Genomic DNA, 18,967 nt, shown 5'->3' on the forward strand with positions numbered 1-18,967 from the left:
AGTATTAGCTCGGAATTAATTTTAATATCGAGCTAATACATTAATAATATCTTTAACTTATTGAAAGTCCCACGATATGTTAGACACTAAGGCGCAGGGCTCACACCTAAAATCAAATAATCCAAACCAGGATTCAGGTAACCTCCAATCGCCATTACAGCTTGGGCATTTACGCTCTAGTTCAGAAGTTTTATCGGTGCCACCTACGCGGTATATATAGTAATACACAGGTTTTTTAGTTAAAAAGCTAATTCGTTTAGTAATGTCTTTACCGCGGCGGAATAAGTCGCTTTTAATACTCGAAATTTCTTCAAGAGCAGGAAACTCACAGCGTGTTGCGCCATTAATTTGAATTTGATCGCAGGCTTGCCAGTCTTCCTGCCATTTAATTAAGGTTTTATAATCACCATTAGCAATTGCTGGGATCCGAAATAGCGGTACCGGTAAAAAGTCGTCACCACAATAAAGTGGGCTACAAGTATGCACATAAGTGGTGTATAAAATATAGCTAGAAGGCTCGGCGCAGCAATCAGACCCATTAGAATGAATATCTTGACCAATAATTTTTACTTTTGGCGCAAGTAAACCAGCGCTGTGCAATTGCTCAATGCTGTGTTTTACAAATGGACTATTGTTAAGCGGGTGCATGGCATCTTCGTTTGGGCACATAACACGGGTAATAAAGTAACCATCCTTTAAAACAGTAGGAAATTCTTCGCCCATTATTTGGCCATTAAAACGTAGCGCATTAACCAAGCGATTAATAGCTTGTTCGGCTTTCTCTAAAGTGGTGTCTTGGTAGCAATCAAAGGTTAAATCAACAACGAACATTTATAGTCTCGAATTATTATTTTTCTAGTAGGGTAAGTAACCGGTCGAGCTTTTCTTCAATTCTGTCTAGCTGCGAAGTTTTAGAATCGCTACTACTCGGCTGTACTTGGCTTTTCATTAAGTTATAAATTGAATCTGGATTGTTTTTATACTGACTCACCGCCGCAATAATAACAGGCATCGGCACAGGCTTAATTAAACGACTTTTAGTAAGCGCGACAGTAGGTACTTTGCCTTCATCAAGAAGGACTTTAATTGCATCAAATACAGCAGCATTCATTAGGTTTATAACTCTTTAGTATAAATAGGTACGCAGCATGAAGCTGCTGCGTGGAGGCTATAGTAACAATAAATAGGGAGGGGCACATTAAATGTCCCAAATTAAATCAATTACCTTAAAATTAATTGCCTTGACGAAGGCGTACATCAAGCTCATCAATAACTTCACTCCAATCACTGTCCTCTGCGAGTGATTCAGCTAAAAAATGCTGTTGAGATTCATCCCAAAAAGGTGCATCTTGTATTAACGTTGTATCTTCAATCGCATGGGAAGCAATAAAAGCATCAATCTGAGCTTCAGAACTAGGTAAGCCAAGTTGTGCAAACAGTGTATTTATATCGTGCTTTGTTGTATCCATGTTGTGCTCCTAGCGTGTCAAAATAAGATTATAAATAAACTATAGTCTAAGCCAGCTAAACTCACGCTGAATTTACCATTAATAACTTTACAGCTATAGTTTAGAAAGTGAGTAAATAAAGCGCTTATTTAGAGAACAAATATAAATTTATTATGTGTGTAAGTTGTAGCTATGAGTAAACCCAATCGCATTAAGTTAGTGATTATAGCGCCAAGCTAATGGTTTAATCATAAGGCGAAAATAATGATGTGTTGTTCTAATACAAAAAAGGAATAATAATGACTGTGACCACCCAAGCCGATACATTTAGCGTACAGTATTTAGCCGCAGAAGATATAAGTATTGCCGCGAGTTTAATTTATCAGGCGTACCACGACGATCCTATTTTACAAACTATGCTCAATTACGAGCAAGAGAGTAAATCGGCCTACGAAAAAAAACTTCGGTCATTAATTCGCGAAGAGCTAAGCAGCTTTTGGCAAGAAAAGCAGCCGCTTATTGGTTTATATCGTAACGATAAGCTCAAAGCCGTTGCCTGCGTGTTCGAATCAAACAGCCAATTACAGGCGCAGCGTTATTGGCATTGGCGCTTAAAGCTAATGTTAAGTGCTGGTTACTTACAAACCAATCAACTAATAGATAAAGAGCAAACAATTAGAGATGCACTAGAGCAGCAGGGCAACTACTATTTTTTAGCTTTTATTGCGGTCGATCCGCATTTTCATGGCCAAGGGTTTGGGCGTTATTTATTAAGAGGCCTAAATGACCTAGTTCAATCTAATGCTGAGTCTACAGGTATGGCGGTGTTTGTAACGCGCAAAGAGCATACTCAATTTTTTAAAACCGAAGGGTTTGAAAGCTTTAAGCAGCTTACTTTTAATAAGATTGCGGGCGAATTGTTATTTAAGTCAAAAAACTAAATTTAATTTAGGTTATAAGGTAGCCTGCATTGGTGGTTTACATCCCAAAACGGACATATGACCGTGAGATATATCTCACATCGCTGTGCGAGTTGTCAGTTTAAATTGCATTGAAATAGTTATCCCTTACCTATTTGATTGATATGTAAGGTTATTTTTATAGTTTGTGTTTTTTAATATAAATGCCATTTAATAATTAACAGCTAGGTACTATATCTACTAGCCATTTGCTTTAAACTTTACTTTGTCAAGACGACACAGCTCAATGATTGAGTGATTGCCAAGGATACGGAAGTAGGCAACATAGCAGACGCTAGCAAGAAGCAAAACGGACAAGTTAACACGGATGCAAGGATGAGTAGGAAAGTGCATGATGCGCTTAAGTGGCAGGAGCTACTAAGGGATAATCAAGGATGGCGCTACAGGAAGTAGCCGGAGCGTTAGTTTACGCAGGACAGCCAAGGTGGCAAGAGGATATTGCAGGATGCAATGTGAGGGTGAACAAGGTTGTTTGCTCGTTCAGAGGATGATAATACGGATTACACAGGTAAAGGATACCTAACAGGATGTTTGTCAATTGGGGCGTAACTTTAGTTACGCCTTAGTTTTTTGTGTTTTACTTATTTTTAAATTAAACCTTACCCTAAATTAAACTTTTAGCGCAGTATAAAGGTTATATTTTATGCGGTGGAATAACCACACTTTTTAAATACTCATTTTCCATGATCAGTATTCCCTGATAGGCATTTTCGCCATCACTTGAAAACTCAAAAATAAATTCGCTTTTCACTCCAGGTTTACCACTTTTTAAAAAACCAAAGCGGCGTTTACTACAGGCAACGCTCATTAATTGCACCTGCAGCTGATCGCTTTGGCGTTTAGCATGAACGTTCGCCGCCTCGGCTACTTTTCGGTTTAGCCAAAATAAGTAAATTACACTACCAATAAGTATAAACGTCCATAAACTTGCCATTTAAGAGAATAACCTTCCAATTGCACGCGCGAGGGTTTCGCTACGATTTTTTTTACGTAATAAGCCTAATAAATGCGGGCGAATAGTGGGTATTGCAACTAAATCAGCAAAAATACTCACAAATAGTTCAGTAATTTGTTGATGGTGCGCACAGTTATCCATAAATACATGCAAGCGTTCAGGGTCTTCTAGTTGTTTAAAACAACGCCCAGCAATAGTGAGCAGTACATCAGCATCTTGATTAACCGATGAAGTTAATACACTATCGACCAATTGGGTGGTTAAGCCTTGCGCTTGCGCTTTAGAAAGCGAACGTAGCGCTACTGTAACAGCAAACGGGTCATTATTTTTTATAGCCGCTTGGCCGTACTCTACTAGTAATTGGCTTAATGAGGGCGGTATTTCTACATGCTCAAGCATGGCGCTAAGGGGCTGTAATACCTCAACGGGCAAATGAGGCCAGGCTTTTTGTAAATTAGCTAAGTTAGTCTCATTATCTAGGCGCAGTGCAAAATCGGCAATGCCTTGTAATGCCACACTTTGCCAATTTTCAAAACCCAGCTTACCACTAAAGTACAGCTGCGTATGCTCGTAATACTGTGATGCAGGTTGTTTTAATAGTACTTTAAGTTGCGCATTAAAGGCTGCTAATTTATTAGCGTTTGGTGTAAAAACATAAGGATTGTTATCAAGTTTACCATCGGCTTGCTCACCGGTAAGTTGTGTGCCGAGTGCTTCAATTACCATGTCGGCAAAGTGATCGCGACTCGCACTCACCAGTTTGCTTTGCTCATCAACTGGAAATTTCAAAAACCATACATAAGGTTCTTTACTCGCTTTACTATCCCAAAACTGAATAGCTAACCACGCATGACCAGCAAGTGGATAAGGGTAAGGGACTTGTGCTTGCTCTATGGCTAAAAATTGTTTTTTATCAAGCTTAGTTATGTGCCTACCAATATCAAACGCGCGCCACTGAGTACCTGCATTATCTAAAAGCTGCCCTAATGTCGCTATTTGCTTACTCATCGTTTTCTCAATTGTTTTTACTACAAAATTGCGTCAATTATACGCCATAGCAAAGGCTGAGGGAACCGCGCTTATAGAGTTTGAGTTTTGATTTTGCTAAATGACCGGGCAAGCGGGGGTAATATTAAGCGGGTATTTTCAGTTACTATAATTTCCCTCTTAATAAATACAAATGGTATTATTACTTCATCTAGTTTTAAGAGGGCGGTTATGTACCAGCAAACTCAAGCTTATTTAGTGCAGTTAAGGGCACTTTTAAAAAAGCATCAGCTTTGGCAAAATGAGCCAATAGCAGTAGAAGCATTACAATCAAACGTGCCTTTTTGTCATGACACCATGGCATTTGAACAATGGTTACAGTTTGTATTTATTGAAAAAGTTGAGCAGCTAATTATTGATAAGCAGCCATTGCCGCGCAACTTTGCAATTGCTCCTATGGCACAAATGACGCTTGCGAGTAAAAAAGGCAGCGATGAAATTATTACTCTGTTAACAGCTCTCGATGCCTTTTTAGGAGATCCAAATGAGTGAGCGCCCAATACCAATTGAGTATGGCGAACTGACTATCTTGTATCAGGATGAAAACTACGTAGCCATAGATAAACCCTCAGGCTTATTAGTGCATCGTTCGTTTTTAGATAAGCACGAAACCCAGTTTGCTATGCAAATGCTACGCGATCAACTTGGGCAGCATGTTTTTCCGGTACATAGGCTCGATAGACCCACATCGGGGGTGTTACTGTTTGCGTTAAGTTCAGAAGCGGCCCGCGATATGAATCAGTTATTTATTGAAGGCACTATTAGTAAACGCTATTTAGCCTTAGTACGTGGTTTTGCACCCGAGTCGGTATTTTTAGATAAACCACTAAAAGAAGAGCTGGACAAAATAGCAGATAAGTTTGCCGATCAAGACAAAGCGCCACAAGAAGCGCAAACTCAGTTTAACTGCTTGCATCAAGCAGCCTTGCCTATTCCCATTGGCAAGTACCCAACGGTGCGCTATTCCCTCGTAGAATGTTTTCCTAAAACGGGGCGTAAACATCAAATTCGTCGGCATTTAAAGCATTTATCACTGCCTATCATTGGCGATGTAAACCATGGTGATAATCAGCATAATCAATTTTTTAGGGAGCATTTTGAGCTGCGCAGATTAATGTTATTTGCAACTGAGCTTAGCTTTGTGCACCCTTATAGTAATGAATCAATAACAATTAAAGCGCCACTAGGTGATGCAATGCTCAGCATTTGCAAACAACTAGGTTGGCCAGATGAAGAAAAGGATTATTAATTAATGGCACATATTAGTATTTTTGTAGGCAGCGTATATGGCGGTGCAGAGCGTTTAAGTGACGAAGTAGCCACAACAATAGAGCAAGCTGGGCATGGCGTTACGGTATTTAATGAGCCAGTGTTGAGCGACATTCAAAGTGCGTCACATATTTTAATTATCACCTCAACAACCGGCCAAGGCGATGTGCCTGATAACTTGGCTGATTTTTATAATCAGTTAAATAGTACCTTTCCTATGTTAACCGACAAGCCATTTGGAATTATTGCCATGGGCGACAGAAGCTACGGCGACACCTTTTGTGGTGCAGGGCGCAGCTTTGATGAATTATTACGTGACTTACAAGCTAAGCCTGTTGGTAACCGCTTAGAGGTTGATGCCTGCGAAGACTTTGAACCTTGGCCGGTTACCGAGCCGTGGTTAAAAAATTGGCTTAGTAAGCTTTAATTATTAATAAAGGTGAGTGTTACCCTAAGCTCACCTCTATTATCTGAGTTATTTTATTTTTAGGTAGCAAAATAGCTATGCAGCTAAATCCCATCGCGGTTCATTTGTCTGAAAGTTTTGGCGTAGGCAATCAGCATATCAGTATCAAACCAATCGGTAGTGGGCTGATCAATAGTACATGGTTACTTAGCACTGCTAAAAAGTCGCTAGTAGTACAAAAGCTCAATGTTGATGTGTTTCCTGAGCCCGGTTTACTCGTAAAAAATGCCCGTTTAATAGAGCAACACCTAACTAGCAAGCAGCAATTGGGTGAGTACAACTTAGATATTATTCGCCACGTAGCGACTATTAATAATGACTATTTAGTTAACTGTGATCAGGGGGTATGGCGAGCACTAGAGTTTATTGGTGGCAGTTACAGCGACGATGTAGTCACTAATGCTACCCAAGCGCAAACTGCGGCGAATGCCTTTGGTCAATTTGCTGTGGCGCTAGAGGATTTTGATGCAGAACAATTGCACCATGTGATCCCTGACTTTCATAACTTAGCCATGCGTGCACAGACGTTTAAAACTGCAGTTAGTCTTGACCCAGAGCAGCGCTTAGCTAGTTGCCAAGCTGAGGTTGATTTTTGTTTATCGCAATTTACACTCATTGATGAACTCCAAGCATTAGCAGGATCTATACCGGTAAGGCCTTGTCATAACGATACAAAAATAAATAACATGCTGTTTTGTGAGCAATCACATAATGCTAAAGCGGTAATCGATTTAGACACTTGTATGCCAGGGTATTGGCTTTACGACTTTGGTGATATGGTACGCACCTTTTGCTCACCAGAGCAAGAAGACTCCACCGATTTAAGTAATGTAGGTGTGCGCGAAGAAATATTTGCAGCCATAGTTAAAGGTTACGTAGAGCCATTAAAAGGCCTGATCACCGAGCAAGAAAAACAAAGCTTTTGGCTAGGTGCTAAAGTGATGACCTTTATGATAGGCCTGCGATTTTTAACAGATTATATTGATGGCGATAATTATTTTTCAATCAAACATGCCAATCATAATTTAGAGCGGGCGCAAAATCAGTTTGCGCTTTATAAAGATATTATTGCAAAACAAAGCACCCTTAAAGCAATATTAGCACAAGCCGAAAATAACTAAGGCGCTATAAGCGCCTTAGTTTTACCTGTTGCAGTTTAACTGCTTCTAACATCTACTTTTAATTTAAGCTTTTGCCCCGGCTGTAAATACTTTTGTCCGGCTAAACTATTCCACTTTATAATGTCGTTTACAGTTAAGTTAAACTTAGACGCAATACGCGCTAACGAATCACCACGGCGCACTTTATACGTAATTGTACGATGCGTAGTGTTTGCTGCTGTCTTTGCTTTATTAGCAGATTTATATACCGTTAGCTTTTGATTTAAACGCAATGTGGCGCTTTTCTTCAGCTTATTCCACTTTGCAAGCTCATCCATAGTGACATCGTATTCACGACTAATATCCCACAGCGTATCACCACTTTTAACCGTATGCGAAAGCTTAGTACGGCTGGTATTATTAGCCGCAGAGCGCATTTGCTCTGGTAAATGTTCGCTATTAATTGCGCCATCAGTTAGTGGCACTAATAGTTGCTGACCGACTCTAATTGTATTTGAGCTTAACTTATTTAATGATCGGATTGCACTGGTGCTGGTGGTAAACTTTTTGGCAATAACCGATAAACTGTCGCCACGCTCAACTGTATATTGCTGCCAGCGTAAGCGGTTTTTAATATCAGTATTAGCTAATTTTTGACTAAACTGCTCAGCTTTATCAACCGGTAATAGTAAAGAATGCGGGCCATTAGGATCGGTTGCCCAACGATTAAAACCAGGGTTTAACCTATACAACTCAGTGAGTGTTATATCGGCCATTTCTGCAGCGAGTGCTAAGTCAATTTGCGAACCAATTTCAACTACTTCAACAACTTGTGCATTTATAATAGGATTCCACGTCACGTTAAAGTCATCTGAGCGCTTTAATAAGTCGGCCAGTGCTAATAATTTTGGTACATAGGCGGTGGTTTCGCTAGGTAAATCAAGTGACCAAAAATCGGTCGGCAAGTGTTTTTTGCGATTCTTTTTAATCGCGCGCAACAAACGACCTTCACCCGAGTTATAAGCTGCAATGGCATTGAGCCAATCGCCCTCAAGGGTTTTGTGTAAATACGACAAGTAATCAAGCGCAGCGCGAGTTGATTGTACTATGTCGCGACGCCCGTCATACCACCAGTTTTGCTTTAAATCGAAACGCTCACCGGTTTGTGGCATAAATTGCCAAATACCCGACGCCGTGCGATGCGAGTAACCAAACGGATCAAAAGCACTCTCTACAATAGGCAGCAGTGCAATTTCGATAGGCATTTCACGTTTTTCTATTTCTTCAACAATAAAATGCAAATAAGGTTCGGCACGCTTCGAAATACGATTTAAATAAGATTGGTGCTTTGCATAATAGTTACGCTCGGTAACTACGGGGCGATTTTGCGGCACCTCTATTGAAAGCTGGTAACGAATACGCTCCCATACATCATCAAAAATAGGTGCTTCAGTGTCAGTATCTTTAACGTGTTGATACTTGGCGCTGCTCATTAATGCATTGCTAATATCGTGTGGACTTGCGCCTCCAAGCTGCTTATTTGCTTGAGTTGCGGCTTGCGAGTCAGTGTTTTCGTTTGTTAACGTTTGACAGCCGCTTAGTGCTAATACTAAAACCAGTAATAGGGGGGATTTATTCATAAATACCAATACATGGGGTAAAAAACTCGGCGAATACTACCCGTTATGAGCTAACATTGCCACTTGTGACCTTTTAAAACACTTAGCAATAATCAAATGCTAATTTTAACTTTTTGATTGCTAAACAAAAAGTACATGTGGCTATTGGTTAGCGGATTAAAAATGGTCTTTGAACTTTCTCAGACCCGCAAAGTTTTCCCAAGGTTCATTGTTTTTTGTAACCGAGCAAAATTCTTTTGGTAATAGTTCAGTAATGTTAGGTAAATCGCTGCGCATAAAGGGGTTTATTTTTAGCTCTTGGCCGATAGTGCTTGGTAAAGTAATTTCATTTTTGCTGCGCAGTTCATCTACTCTTTTACTATAGGCAAGTAGCTCTGGGTTACGCGGTTCAATGGCTGTTGCAAAAGCGAGGTTAGCTTGAGTGTATTCGTGAGTACAGTAAACTTTGCAATCAGCAGGTAATTCGCGCAGTTTATTAAACGAGTGCCACATTTGCTCTGCAGAGCCTTCAAATAAACGCCCACAACCACCACTAAATAAAGTATCACCAGTAAAGGCAAGTTGTTCATTAACATAACAAATATGATCTAGAGTATGCCCGGGTGTCGCTATAATATTAAAAGCAGTATTAAGCACTGTAATACTTTGGCCATCAGTAAGTTGCTGAGTAATCCCCTTAAACGGGCTGTTAGTTGGGCCGTATACAGCAATATTTGGGTTTTCGCTAACCAGCTTTGCTACGCCATCGGTATGGTCGTAATGATGATGGGTAATTAAAATACCCGCCAAGGTTAAATTATGCTGCGCCAAATAATCAAGTACTGGCTCTGCTTGGCCCGGATCGACTACCCAAGCTTGCGCATTATTGCTTGTAGTTAAGCACCAAATATAATTATCTGAAAAGGCTTTAATTGCTTTGACTTGCACCATGTAACGTTGCTCTATAAAGTGACAGTTAACACCTAGTATAACGAGCTCATAAAATGAAACCAGCCCTTAGTTTTCAAGAAGGACCTAAACCGTTGTCATGGCAGCAGTTTCCTCATGGGGATTATTTACGCTGTGAGATTGAACGTAAATTAGCGCCGTGGCTCCCCCGTATGTTTGGCTACCATATGCTTAAGTTAGGTAGTTTGAGTGGCGAGCTAAACACCAGTAAATGTTTAATAAAACACCAAGTGTGCGTAGCGCAAGCGGGCGCTCACACCGGCGTTATTGCCGATATAGACGAATTACCATTTTATGAGCACACTATTGATGCATGTATTTTAAGCCATTGCTTAGAGTATCACTCAGATCCTCACCATATTTTACGCGAAGCACATCGCACTTTAATTCCAGGTGGGTATATTGTGGTAACAGGCTTTAATCCGTTTAGTTTATGTGGGCTTGCCCAATTACTGCCATTTAGTGGCCAGAAACTGCCATGGACAGGGCGTTTTTTTACCCCTGCACGGGTTAAAGATTGGCTTAATTTATTGGGGTTTGAAATAGTGAGTGATGAGCGCTTTATTTACTCATCACTGGCGCGAGGTAATAGATTGTCGCGTTTTGCGTTTTGGCGTAGCTTTACCAAACAATACTTAAAACCTATGGGCAGTGTTTACATGCTGGTGGCACGTAAACGTGTTGCACCGCTCACACCCATTAAACCTAAATGGCATGCTCGCCCGCGCTTTACAACAGTAGAAGGGGGCCTTAGACAAACCTCAAAGCAACACTTAAAGCATTGTGAGCAAAATAAAAAGTAATTTGGTATGTGCTAATCAGCTTTAAGATTGATAACCTACATCATCGAGTAAATCTTTACTGCCAGCGGCATCGCGCGCTAAGTCATCTACAATTTCATTGTATTTATGACCGCTATGCCCTTTAACCCATTTCCAGGTTACGGTGTGTTTAGCGCACGCTAAATCGAGGCGTTTCCATAAGTCGACATTTTTTACTGGTTTTTTAGCTGAGGTTAACCAGCCGCGCTTTTTCCAATTCGTGATCCAAGACTCAATACCTTGTTTCACATATTGGCTATCGGTAGTGATATTAATAACACATGGGCGAGTTAATACTTCCAGAGCCACAATTGCCCCCAGCATTTCCATGCGATTATTAGTTGTTAGTTTATAACCTTGACTCAATTTTTTTTCATGTTCGTTATAAATCATGAATATACCATAACCACCGGGGCCTGGATTACCTAAACACGAACCATCGGTATAAATCTCTACGGTTTTTTCCACTGTTTTACCTTGATATTATGTACAATAAAGTGATTATAGAAAGATACCAGAGTCAGGATTAATTCGATATGGCACGCAGACAAATAGTTTTAGATACAGAAACCACCGGCATCGACCCTAAACAAGGGCATCGTATTATCGAAATCGGGTGTGTTGAATTAGTAAATCGCCGCTTAACCGGCAATAACTTTCATGTGTATATTAACCCGCAGCGCAACAGTGAAGAAGAAGCAATAGACGTTCACGGTATCACTAATGAGTTTTTACGTGATAAACCACTGTTTCATCAAATTGCTCAAGAGTTTTTTGATTATATTAAGGGTGCAGAACTGGTTATTCATAATGCGCCGTTCGATATTGGCCATATGGATAACGAATTTTCTCTGCTTAACCAGGGCTATCCTAAAACGGCCACTTTCTGTCAAGTACTCGACACGCTTAAAATGGCGCGTGACTTGCATCCAGGACAAAAGAACAACCTAGATGCGTTATGCCGTCGTTACGACGTAGATAACGCTAAGCGAACATTGCACGGCGCATTACTGGATTCTGAAATATTAGCCGACGTTTACCTAGCAATGACTGGCGGACAAGTTAAGCTAAATTTGAATCAAAACAAAAATGACGATACCGAACAGCAAAAAGGCGGAATACGACGCTTAAGCGCCCAAAGAGCACCTCTTGTAGTATTAAGCGCCAGTGAGGCAGAACAAGCTGCACACGAAGCACGATTAGATATTGTTAATAATGAAGGCGGCCACTGTATATGGCGCGCTGATTAAGGCCATATTATGAAAACCTTTTATTTGGTAATCGCATTAGTATCTGCTAGTTTTTTTGCAACCAGCGCATATGGCGTTAAACAAGTTGAAGTACTAAAGCGTGATGGGAGGCAAAATGAAATCCCTTTATTAGATAATCGTTTTCGTATTGATAGTAAAGTAGCTGAAATAACCTTACTTTTTTTTAGAAAACCAGGCTCACCGGCTGTTATTTTAGTAAGGCCCGATGGCAGTAAATATTTTGCTACCGAATCAGTTAAAAACCCTGACTTAAGTTGGCATGACGAGCTTAGTTATGATTTGGTTACCATACGCAACCCCATGGCTGGCCCTTGGCAAGTTATAGGTAATATCTTACCCGACAGCCGCATTGTCGTATTAGGCCAGGTATCACTTGAGGCAGAGCCGTTACCGGAAATGCTGTTTCGAGGCGAGACAATAAAAATCATCGGAAAAATTTTAAATGACGGTGCTCCCATAAATGCCAATCTATTTAGAGATGTCGTTACCTTAAATGTTGATTTTGTAAGTACTAATAATGCAGAGGCTGCTAATTTTGGAGCCAGTACTCAAGAAGTCGCTGAATTTAAAGATGATGGCCGAGGGTTTGACGAACGCCCAAACGATGGCGTTTTTACGGGCGAGTTTAAATTAGACTTTCCCGAAGGAGAATGGATCCCCGAACTCTACATAGCAACCCCCTTATTACAACGTCGAATAGTGCAAAGCAGCATTGTGGTACATTCTGCCCCAGTAAGTTACGACATGACGTTAGCAGAGCAAGAAAGTAACGAGCACCTTTTAGCTATTAATTTAGATGACACAATAGTTAAGCCAGAAACCGTAATTATGCAGGGTAAAATTTACTACCCTAATAACGAAGAGCAAATGTTTAGTATAGAGTCGGATGCACAACATACGAGGCAGTTAGCAATTAAAAATTATGGTTGGGGTCGATATAGTGTCGAGCTGTCTATTTTTGGCACAAATATAAAGGGTCGTGAGTTTATGGCAACGCTGCCAACGTACAAATTTGAAATTGCACGCCCAATAGAAGCGGTACCAGCAGTTGATCCAGCGACCATAATTCCACCTGATTTAATGATTGAGAGTGAACCCGTAGCAGAAAAAATAGCGAATTGGGTTTTACTCAGCTTAATTATTGTTGGAAATCTGTGCGTTTTATTAATGGGTTGGCTGGCAATTCGTATTTTTGTACAGAAAAAATCGCTTAAATTTAAAGTGAAGCTGCCTTTTATAAATAAAAAGACAACAACAAATGACGATGTTGGTAATTCTGAAAAAAAGCAAAGTACTAAAAACGGCTCAAAAAATGACAAAAGCGGTGAAATTTTAAACCTTTCGATGACAGATGACTAAAAAACCTAAATAAAAGCGAAAAAGCCCTTGACGAAATAGGGGCTGGTTCGTATTATTCACGCCGCTGTCAGGGGAGACTCAAACAGCAACGAAAATGTGGAGTGGTAGTTCAGTTGGTTAGAATACCGGCCTGTCACGCCGGGGGTCGCGGGTTCGAGTCCCGTCCACTCCGCCAATTTTCGAAAACTTGTAAGCAAAACTGGAGTGGTAGTTCAGTTGGTTAGAATACCGGCCTGTCACGCCGGGGGTCGCGGGTTCGAGTCCCGTCCACTCCGCCAACGCTTACACAACATATGGTTGTAAAACATATTCTTATTCTGGAGTGGTAGTTCAGTTGGTTAGAATACCGGCCTGTCACGCCGGGGGTCGCGGGTTCGAGTCCCGTCCACTCCGCCAATAAGAAAAAAGATAACAGTTTAAATATACGCTGGAGTGGTAGTTCAGTTGGTTAGAATACCGGCCTGTCACGCCGGGGGTCGCGGGTTCGAGTCCCGTCCACTCCGCCAACTATTTAAACATTGTTATAGTATAAAATTTGTATGCTGGAGTGGTAGTTCAGTTGGTTAGAATACCGGCCTGTCACGCCGGGGGTCGCGGGTTCGAGTCCCGTCCACTCCGCCAACAAATTAAGTAATACAAGTAAAGTAAAAGTAATATGATATCTCTGCGGAGTGGTAGTTCAGTTGGTTAGAATACCGGCCTGTCACGCCGGGGGTCGCGGGTTCGAGTCCCGTCCACTCCGCCATTTGATATCAGTAACAAAATTAGTAAGTGCATTACCCCATGCACATACCACTGCGGAGTGGTAGTTCAGTTGGTTAGAATACCGGCCTGTCACGCCGGGGGTCGCGGGTTCGAGTCCCGTCCACTCCGCCACTTGTTATTTCCTCAATAACAAGTTAAATACAATCAAAATCATAAATTACATTTCTTAGCACATAAAAAAGCCCACAAAAATGCAGGCATAAATTAATCAGTGCAAACTTATTCAGCTTTTAAATACTGCTCTAAAAATTTCAAGTAAGCGTTTGATGCCGTGATCCGATTTTCTTTTTTGCTAAAACCATGACCTTCATCGTCAAACAATACATACTCAACTGGTACGCCATTGGCTTTAACTGCAGCTACAAGCTCATCACTTTCAACTTGTAACACGCGCGGATCGTTAGCGCCTTGAATAACCATAAGTGGCTTGATGATGTTTCTAGCGTGGAATAACGGTGAAATGGCGCGGTGACGATCACCGTCTGTTGCCGGATCGCCCATTTCGTCGTACAGCGACTTTTTAAAGCTCTCCCACCAAGGTGGAATAGAATTAAGTGTACGTACCCAGTTGGTTACTCCAAAAATATTAATCCCAACTTTAAACTCTTCGGGTTCAAAGGCAAGGGCTGCCGCGGTCATAAAGCCGCCATAGCTACCACCCATAATGCCAATTTTATCGGTATCGACCCACTCTAAGCTCTGTAAATGTTTTTTGCCGTATACAATATCTTGTAGGTCATCGGTGCCGTGCTTTTTATCATCTAAATGAAAAAAGGTTTTACCATAGCCCGAGCTGCCTCGATTATTAACTGCAAAAATGGCATAACCATGATTTACCAAATGCTGTTGCATCGCACTATAACCGGTACGGCTTTGTCCGCCTGGCCCACCGTGCACCCAAATTAACGCAGGCACTTTGTTGGTGCTACTCGCTTGCTTGGGTTTATATAAAACACCTGGTATTTCTAAACCATCAAAGCTCTTAAAGCGTACTATAGTGCTTTGCACTAAATCGTTTTGATTAATTTTTTTACTGAGGGTATTAGTTAATTGCTGCGAGTTATTACTGCCTACTTGCCATACAAATAAATTACTAGGTGCAGTGTCTGAATTTAAATAAAAGGCCATGCTTTGCTCATCAGCTGAAAAGCTCACACCCCGTAAATTACCTGCCGGTAGCTTAGGCATGGCAATTTCTTTATTCGTTTGCGTATCGATCACGGTTACTTTAGTGCTGGCATCGGCGTTCACACCACTTACCTGGTAGCGCTCCGACGTTGAAAAATAAATAAAGCTTACGTCCCAGTCATCGGCTAAAGCTGGGCTGTGCTCGCCAGAAGCTAGGTCATAACGCCACATCTGCGAAAACTCACCTTTAGCGTCTGTAGAGTAGTATAAGTATTTGTTATCGGCAGAGAAGGTTTCAGGGCTGTATTGAGCAGGTGTATGGTGTTTTGAAATTAACTGTGGCTTTAGTGTTTTAGTATAAGTATCTAAAATAAAGGTATCGCTGTCTTTGTTGCTATTACTTTTAGACAGCGCAATAAAACGACCATTTGGGCTTATTGCACCTACATTTAGTCCTAAAGTATTTTGATAAACAGGCGTCACTTTATAGGTTTTACTATTAACGCGATATAAATCCATAAACTTAGCATCACGCTGATTGCTGGTAATAAAAAATTGGCTGGCATTTTTAGTGAAGCCGGCGAAACTAGCACGGGTTTCATCCCCTGGGGTTAAGTCTTTTACTGTGCCGTCAGTTTCGCGTACATAAATATGAAAGCGTTCGTTACCGCCCGTGTCTTTGGTAAACAACACTCGCTCATCATTTGGAAAATAGCGGATAGGGTAGGTACTGTCGGTAAAATCGGTTAAGCGAGTTTTGCCGCCTGTTTGGACATTAACCTCATATAGGCTGTAAATGCCACTTTCATCACTACTGACTAAAATTTTATCGCCATGAGGTGAAAAGCTACTCCCCATAATTGAGGTGGTATCAAAAAATGTTTCAGCTGAGTAGGAGCTCAGTTCTTCTACATGCGTTTTAGAGCTGGTTAGCGGGGCTGTATATGAGGATGAGTTGGTTGATTCACTGCAACCAGAGAGCGCTAGGGTGACTGCGCATGTAATTATTGTAAGTTTAATAATTTGCTTCATTGTTACGTTCCTTCACTGTTGTTTTTATAACCCGAATTTAGGTTAAAGTATTTATAGCAGTTTTACCTGAACAGTTTTTAAACGCAATGAGCAGCTGGTTTTATGTACAACAATAGTGTATCAAAATCTTACACATAAAAAAGCCAGCACATAATGTGCTGGCTTTTATAACTTAAAAGTAGATGCTGGGCTTATTTAGCGGCATCAGTTTTTTTAGGTTTATTATTACGAGCTGCTTTACCAGCGAGTAAATCAGCAGGATCAAAGTCGTCAACGTTTATAACGTCTAAACGAGCTTGTTCTACAGCTGCTAACTTGTCAGCTTCTGCTTGGCTTAAAATACCAGCCTCAAGACCCATTTGCGCTACTTTATCAAGCTGAAAGAATGGCAGTTTAAGGCCTTTTTCTTTACATACACGGTCAAATAATGGCTCAACTTCAAGTACGTCTTTAAGCGTTTGCTCTTGACGGCCTACAAGGTTAAGCGGCTCATTTGTTAAATACACATAGCTTGCCAAACGATTACGCGTTTCGCTAGGTACTTGTAGTATTTGCGCTAATTTGTGTTCAAGTTGGTCGGTAGGTTTACGAACCGGACGGCCAAACGGGAATAACAATACTTTTAATACGCCACGCAGTGGAGCAGAAGGCATGTTATTAATTAAATCAGCAAGTGCGCGTTGACAATGATACAGGTGATCTTGACAGCTCCACTGTACTAACGGGAAGTCTTCTTTTTTACGGCCTTCGTCGTTATAACGTTTAAGCGTTGCAGACACTAAGTATAGGTAGCTTAGTAAGTCACCTAAGCGAGCAGAAATACGCTCTTTACGTTTTAGTGAGCCACCAAATACTGCCATGCTAATGTCAGACATAAGTGCAAGTGATGCACTAAAGCGCGACGCTATACGGTAAAACTCAGCGGTTTCGTCTTTGTACGGCACACTTGTAAAACGAGCACCCGTTAACGCGAGCCATTTAGTGCGCACAAGGTTAGACATGGTAAAGCCAATGTGACCCATTAATGCTTTATCAAATACGTTTAGCGCTTCTTCACGGTCTTCAATTTCGCACGCACCTAGTTCGGTAAGTACAAACGGGTGACAGCGAATTGCACCTTGACCATAAATAATCATATTACGGGTCAAAATGTTGGCACCTTCAACGGTAATCGCAATAGGTGCACCTTGATAACCACGGCCTAAATAGTTATTTGGCCCAAGCATGATGCCCTTACCGCCAAGTACGTCCATGGCGTGCAGGGTAGAGTCACGCATTTGTTCTGTAAGGTGGTATTTAATAATAGCCGAAACAACCGAAGGTTTTTCGCCTAAATCTACCGCACCGGTAGACATGCTTACTGCAGCATCAGAGCTATATGCATAACCAGCAAGTTTTGCTAACGACTCTTCAACGCCTTCCATTTTACCAATAGGTAAGCGGAACTGGCGACGAATACGGCTGTAGGCACCGGTTGCAACAGCAATCATTTTAATGCCACCGGCTGAGTTTGACGGCAATGTAATTGCACGGCCAACCGATAAACACTCAACCAGCATACGCCAGCCTTGGCCTGCCATATCTGGCCCACCAATAATGTAATCAAGCGGTACGAATATATCTTTACCCTGCGTAGGACCATTTTGAAACGGCACATTAAGCGGGAAGTGGCGACGACCAATTTCAACCCCTGGAGTATCGGTTGGAATAAGTGCACAGGTAATGCCAGGCTCTTTATTATCACCAATTAAACCATCAGGATCTTGTAATTTAAATGCAAGCCCTAGTACCGTAGCCACAGGTGCAAGCGTAATATAACGCTTGTTCCATGTAAGGCTAACACCTACAACTTCTTCACCTTTCCATTGTCCTTTACATACTACACCGTAGTCTGGAATTGAGCTTGCATCAGAACCTGCTTCTGGCGAGGTTAATGCAAAACATGGAATTTCTTGGCCACTGGCAAGGCGCGGTAAGTAATGGTCTTTTTGCTCTTTTGTTCCATAGTGCTGGAGTAATTCACCAGGGCCTAATGAGTTTGGTACGCCAACAATTGACGAAAGTAAGGTTGATTTACTGGTTAGCTTTTGTAGTACGCACGACTGTGCAAATGCTGAGAACTGTAAACCGCCATATTCTTTTTTGATGATCATGGCAAAAAATTTGTTATCTTTTAGGTATTGCCATACATCTTGAGGAAGATCGGTAAGTTCGTGTGTTGCTTCCCAGTCATCGAGCATACTACACACTACTTCAACAGGGCCATCGATAAAGGCTTGTTCTTCAATAGTTAGCTTAGGCACTGGATATTGGTGTAACTTTTTCCAATCTGGGTTACCACAAAATAAATCAGCTTCCCACCATGTTGTACCGGCATCAATGGCTGACTTTTCAGTATCAGACATGCTAGGCGTTACTTTTTTAAACATAGTAAAAAGAGGCTTAACAATATATTGCTGGCGAATACCAGTAACAGAGAGAGGCACCGCTATAATTAAAAATATTATCCAACTAATTAAACCAAAAGCACCCGCAAAGGTACCAATTAATAATGTTGCAATAGAAACACCAAGTGCGGTGTTCCAACTTGCTCTGTGGTAAACCGCTGCGCTGAGCAGTGCGATTAAACCGAGTGTAAATATGAGTGTCATTGCTAATTCCTTATTAGAGGTCAGACCACCTTAGTTAGAGTAGCGTTAGTAACGCTAAGTTTCAAGTACCTTACGTAGTTAAATTTT

Annotated in this window: 18 protein-coding genes and 7 tRNA genes; 15 read left to right on the top strand and 10 right to left on the bottom strand. The window is 41.2% G+C overall.

All coding sequences use genetic code 11. The annotated features are described in order from the left end of the window. Nucleotides 1-57: 57 nt before the first annotated feature. The 3 genes from H5079_RS13455 to H5079_RS13465 form a co-directional block, all read right to left on the bottom strand. Nucleotides 58-831: a Zn-ribbon-containing protein gene (locus H5079_RS13455; protein WP_011328636.1), complete on the bottom strand. Its 774-nt coding sequence runs from the start codon at nucleotides 829-831 to the stop codon at nucleotides 58-60. 16 nt (nucleotides 832-847) lie between these two features. After that, nucleotides 848-1,111, bottom strand: coding sequence for a hypothetical protein (locus H5079_RS13460; RefSeq protein WP_011328635.1), 264 nt, complete (start codon nucleotides 1,109-1,111; stop codon nucleotides 848-850). A gap of 121 nt (nucleotides 1,112-1,232) precedes the next feature. Next, nucleotides 1,233-1,469 (bottom strand): DUF2789 domain-containing protein, encoded by a 237-nt coding sequence (locus H5079_RS13465; protein WP_011328634.1) that lies wholly within the window; start codon nucleotides 1,467-1,469, stop codon nucleotides 1,233-1,235. A gap of 278 nt (nucleotides 1,470-1,747) precedes the next feature. Between H5079_RS13465 and H5079_RS13470 the strand changes: the two genes are divergently transcribed. Continuing rightward, nucleotides 1,748-2,389, top strand: a complete 642-nt coding sequence (locus H5079_RS13470; RefSeq protein ID WP_011328633.1) for a GNAT family N-acetyltransferase — start codon at nucleotides 1,748-1,750, stop codon at nucleotides 2,387-2,389. A 673-nt stretch (nucleotides 2,390-3,062) separates the two neighbouring features. Here the strand turns inward: H5079_RS13470 and H5079_RS13475 are convergent. Together H5079_RS13475 and H5079_RS13480 are read right to left on the bottom strand one after the other, a co-directional pair. Further along, nucleotides 3,063-3,362 (bottom strand): DUF3301 domain-containing protein, encoded by a 300-nt coding sequence (locus H5079_RS13475; RefSeq protein ID WP_182684276.1) that lies wholly within the window; start codon nucleotides 3,360-3,362, stop codon nucleotides 3,063-3,065. Then, nucleotides 3,363-4,391: a DUF3549 family protein gene (locus H5079_RS13480; RefSeq protein WP_182684277.1), complete on the bottom strand. Its 1,029-nt coding sequence runs from the start codon at nucleotides 4,389-4,391 to the stop codon at nucleotides 3,363-3,365. It lies immediately after the preceding gene. 210 nt (nucleotides 4,392-4,601) lie between these two features. Here H5079_RS13480 and H5079_RS13485 point away from each other — a divergent pair, with 210 nt between their 5' ends. The 4 genes from H5079_RS13485 (at nucleotide 4,602) to H5079_RS13500 (ending at nucleotide 7,286) form a co-directional block, all read left to right on the top strand. Further along, on the top strand, nucleotides 4,602-4,922 hold the full coding sequence (locus H5079_RS13485) for a YqcC family protein (RefSeq protein ID WP_089368532.1): 321 nt from the start codon (nucleotides 4,602-4,604) through the stop codon (nucleotides 4,920-4,922). Beyond that, nucleotides 4,915-5,679 (top strand): tRNA pseudouridine(65) synthase TruC, encoded by a 765-nt coding sequence (truC, locus tag H5079_RS13490; protein WP_011328629.1) that lies wholly within the window; start codon nucleotides 4,915-4,917, stop codon nucleotides 5,677-5,679. Before H5079_RS13485 ends, truC begins: the two co-directional genes overlap by 8 nt. 3 nt (nucleotides 5,680-5,682) lie before the next feature. Next, nucleotides 5,683-6,126 (top strand): flavodoxin, encoded by a 444-nt coding sequence (locus H5079_RS13495; protein ID WP_011328628.1) that lies wholly within the window; start codon nucleotides 5,683-5,685, stop codon nucleotides 6,124-6,126. Nucleotides 6,127-6,203: 77 nt separating this feature from the next. After that, nucleotides 6,204-7,286 carry a phosphotransferase enzyme family protein gene (locus H5079_RS13500; protein ID WP_182684278.1) on the top strand — a complete coding sequence of 361 codons (1,083 nt, stop codon included), beginning with the start codon at nucleotides 6,204-6,206 and terminating at the stop codon, nucleotides 7,284-7,286. Nucleotides 7,287-7,321: 35 nt separating this feature from the next. On the opposite strand, the gene H5079_RS13505 is transcribed toward H5079_RS13500, so the two are convergent. Next, nucleotides 7,322-8,905, bottom strand: coding sequence for a LysM peptidoglycan-binding domain-containing protein (locus H5079_RS13505; RefSeq protein WP_011328626.1), 1,584 nt, complete (start codon nucleotides 8,903-8,905; stop codon nucleotides 7,322-7,324). A 156-nt stretch (nucleotides 8,906-9,061) separates the two neighbouring features. Continuing rightward, on the bottom strand, nucleotides 9,062-9,835 hold the full coding sequence (gene gloB / locus H5079_RS13510) for a hydroxyacylglutathione hydrolase (protein ID WP_182684279.1): 774 nt from the start codon (nucleotides 9,833-9,835) through the stop codon (nucleotides 9,062-9,064). A 53-nt stretch (nucleotides 9,836-9,888) separates the two neighbouring features. Between gloB and H5079_RS13515 the strand changes: the two genes are divergently transcribed. Next, a complete protein-coding gene (locus tag H5079_RS13515) occupies nucleotides 9,889-10,656 on the top strand; it encodes a class I SAM-dependent methyltransferase (protein WP_011328624.1) in 768 nt (255 codons plus the stop codon). A 21-nt stretch (nucleotides 10,657-10,677) separates the two neighbouring features. Here H5079_RS13515 and rnhA read toward each other — a convergent pair whose 3' ends face one another. Then, entirely contained in the window at nucleotides 10,678-11,142 is a 465-nt protein-coding gene (rnhA, locus tag H5079_RS13520) for a ribonuclease HI (RefSeq protein WP_182684280.1), read from the bottom strand. A 68-nt stretch (nucleotides 11,143-11,210) separates the two neighbouring features. On the opposite strand from rnhA, the gene dnaQ reads away from it, so the two are divergent. The 9 genes from dnaQ (at nucleotide 11,211) to H5079_RS13565 (ending at nucleotide 14,180) form a co-directional block, all read left to right on the top strand. Beyond that, entirely contained in the window at nucleotides 11,211-11,924 is a 714-nt protein-coding gene (dnaQ, locus tag H5079_RS13525) for a DNA polymerase III subunit epsilon (protein WP_086999245.1), read from the top strand. Between the two features lie 9 nt (nucleotides 11,925-11,933). Next, on the top strand, nucleotides 11,934-13,304 hold the full coding sequence (locus H5079_RS13530; RefSeq protein WP_182684281.1) for a TIGR03503 family protein: 1,371 nt from the start codon (nucleotides 11,934-11,936) through the stop codon (nucleotides 13,302-13,304). A gap of 98 nt (nucleotides 13,305-13,402) precedes the next feature. Further along, nucleotides 13,403-13,479, top strand: a tRNA-Asp gene (locus tag H5079_RS13535). 26 nt (nucleotides 13,480-13,505) lie between these two features. Continuing rightward, a tRNA-Asp gene (locus H5079_RS13540) sits at nucleotides 13,506-13,582 on the top strand. A 41-nt stretch (nucleotides 13,583-13,623) separates the two neighbouring features. Then, nucleotides 13,624-13,700: transfer RNA gene (locus H5079_RS13545), tRNA-Asp, on the top strand. 33 nt (nucleotides 13,701-13,733) lie between these two features. Beyond that, a tRNA-Asp gene (locus H5079_RS13550) sits at nucleotides 13,734-13,810 on the top strand. A 38-nt stretch (nucleotides 13,811-13,848) separates the two neighbouring features. Beyond that, nucleotides 13,849-13,925 (top strand) — tRNA-Asp (locus tag H5079_RS13555). Nucleotides 13,926-13,972: 47 nt separating this feature from the next. Continuing rightward, nucleotides 13,973-14,049: transfer RNA gene (locus tag H5079_RS13560), tRNA-Asp, on the top strand. A 54-nt stretch (nucleotides 14,050-14,103) separates the two neighbouring features. After that, a tRNA-Asp gene (locus H5079_RS13565) sits at nucleotides 14,104-14,180 on the top strand. Nucleotides 14,181-14,288: 108 nt separating this feature from the next. Here H5079_RS13565 and H5079_RS13570 read toward each other — a convergent pair. Together H5079_RS13570 and fadE are read right to left on the bottom strand one after the other, a co-directional pair. Further along, the gene (locus H5079_RS13570) at nucleotides 14,289-16,229 is read right to left on the bottom strand and encodes a S9 family peptidase (RefSeq protein WP_182684282.1); all 1,941 of its coding nucleotides are present in this window, start codon (nucleotides 16,227-16,229) and stop codon (nucleotides 14,289-14,291) included. Nucleotides 16,230-16,420: 191 nt separating this feature from the next. Further along, on the bottom strand, nucleotides 16,421-18,880 hold the full coding sequence (gene fadE / locus H5079_RS13575; RefSeq protein ID WP_011328618.1) for an acyl-CoA dehydrogenase FadE: 2,460 nt from the start codon (nucleotides 18,878-18,880) through the stop codon (nucleotides 16,421-16,423). Nucleotides 18,881-18,967: the final 87 nt, after the last annotated feature.

Source organism: Pseudoalteromonas sp. SG44-5, from assembly GCF_014164175.1.
Taxonomy (GTDB): Bacteria; Pseudomonadota; Gammaproteobacteria; order Enterobacterales; family Alteromonadaceae; genus Pseudoalteromonas; species Pseudoalteromonas nigrifaciens.

Bases quoted from the DNA above. Each gene is read 5' to 3' on its own strand.
- H5079_RS13455 (WP_011328636.1), bottom strand. From the start codon at position 831: ATGTTCGTTGTTGATTTAACCTTTGATTGCTACCAAGACACCACTTTA.
- H5079_RS13460 (WP_011328635.1), bottom strand. From the start codon at position 1,111: ATGAATGCTGCTGTATTTGATGCAATTAAAGTCCTTCTTGATGAAGGC.
- H5079_RS13465 (WP_011328634.1), bottom strand. From the start codon at position 1,469: ATGGATACAACAAAGCACGATATAAATACACTGTTTGCACAACTTGGC.
- H5079_RS13470 (WP_011328633.1), top strand. From the start codon at position 1,748: ATGACTGTGACCACCCAAGCCGATACATTTAGCGTACAGTATTTAGCC.
- H5079_RS13475 (WP_182684276.1), bottom strand. From the start codon at position 3,362: ATGGCAAGTTTATGGACGTTTATACTTATTGGTAGTGTAATTTACTTA.
- H5079_RS13480 (WP_182684277.1), bottom strand. From the start codon at position 4,391: ATGAGTAAGCAAATAGCGACATTAGGGCAGCTTTTAGATAATGCAGGT.
- H5079_RS13485 (WP_089368532.1), top strand. From the start codon at position 4,602: ATGTACCAGCAAACTCAAGCTTATTTAGTGCAGTTAAGGGCACTTTTA.
- truC (WP_011328629.1), top strand. From the start codon at position 4,915: ATGAGTGAGCGCCCAATACCAATTGAGTATGGCGAACTGACTATCTTG.
- H5079_RS13495 (WP_011328628.1), top strand. From the start codon at position 5,683: ATGGCACATATTAGTATTTTTGTAGGCAGCGTATATGGCGGTGCAGAG.
- H5079_RS13500 (WP_182684278.1), top strand. From the start codon at position 6,204: ATGCAGCTAAATCCCATCGCGGTTCATTTGTCTGAAAGTTTTGGCGTA.
- H5079_RS13505 (WP_011328626.1), bottom strand. From the start codon at position 8,905: ATGAATAAATCCCCCCTATTACTGGTTTTAGTATTAGCACTAAGCGGC.
- gloB (WP_182684279.1), bottom strand. From the start codon at position 9,835: ATGGTGCAAGTCAAAGCAATTAAAGCCTTTTCAGATAATTATATTTGG.
- H5079_RS13515 (WP_011328624.1), top strand. From the start codon at position 9,889: ATGAAACCAGCCCTTAGTTTTCAAGAAGGACCTAAACCGTTGTCATGG.
- dnaQ (WP_086999245.1), top strand. From the start codon at position 11,211: ATGGCACGCAGACAAATAGTTTTAGATACAGAAACCACCGGCATCGAC.
- H5079_RS13530 (WP_182684281.1), top strand. From the start codon at position 11,934: ATGAAAACCTTTTATTTGGTAATCGCATTAGTATCTGCTAGTTTTTTT.
- H5079_RS13570 (WP_182684282.1), bottom strand. From the start codon at position 16,229: ATGAAGCAAATTATTAAACTTACAATAATTACATGCGCAGTCACCCTA.
- fadE (WP_011328618.1), bottom strand. From the start codon at position 18,880: ATGACACTCATATTTACACTCGGTTTAATCGCACTGCTCAGCGCAGCG.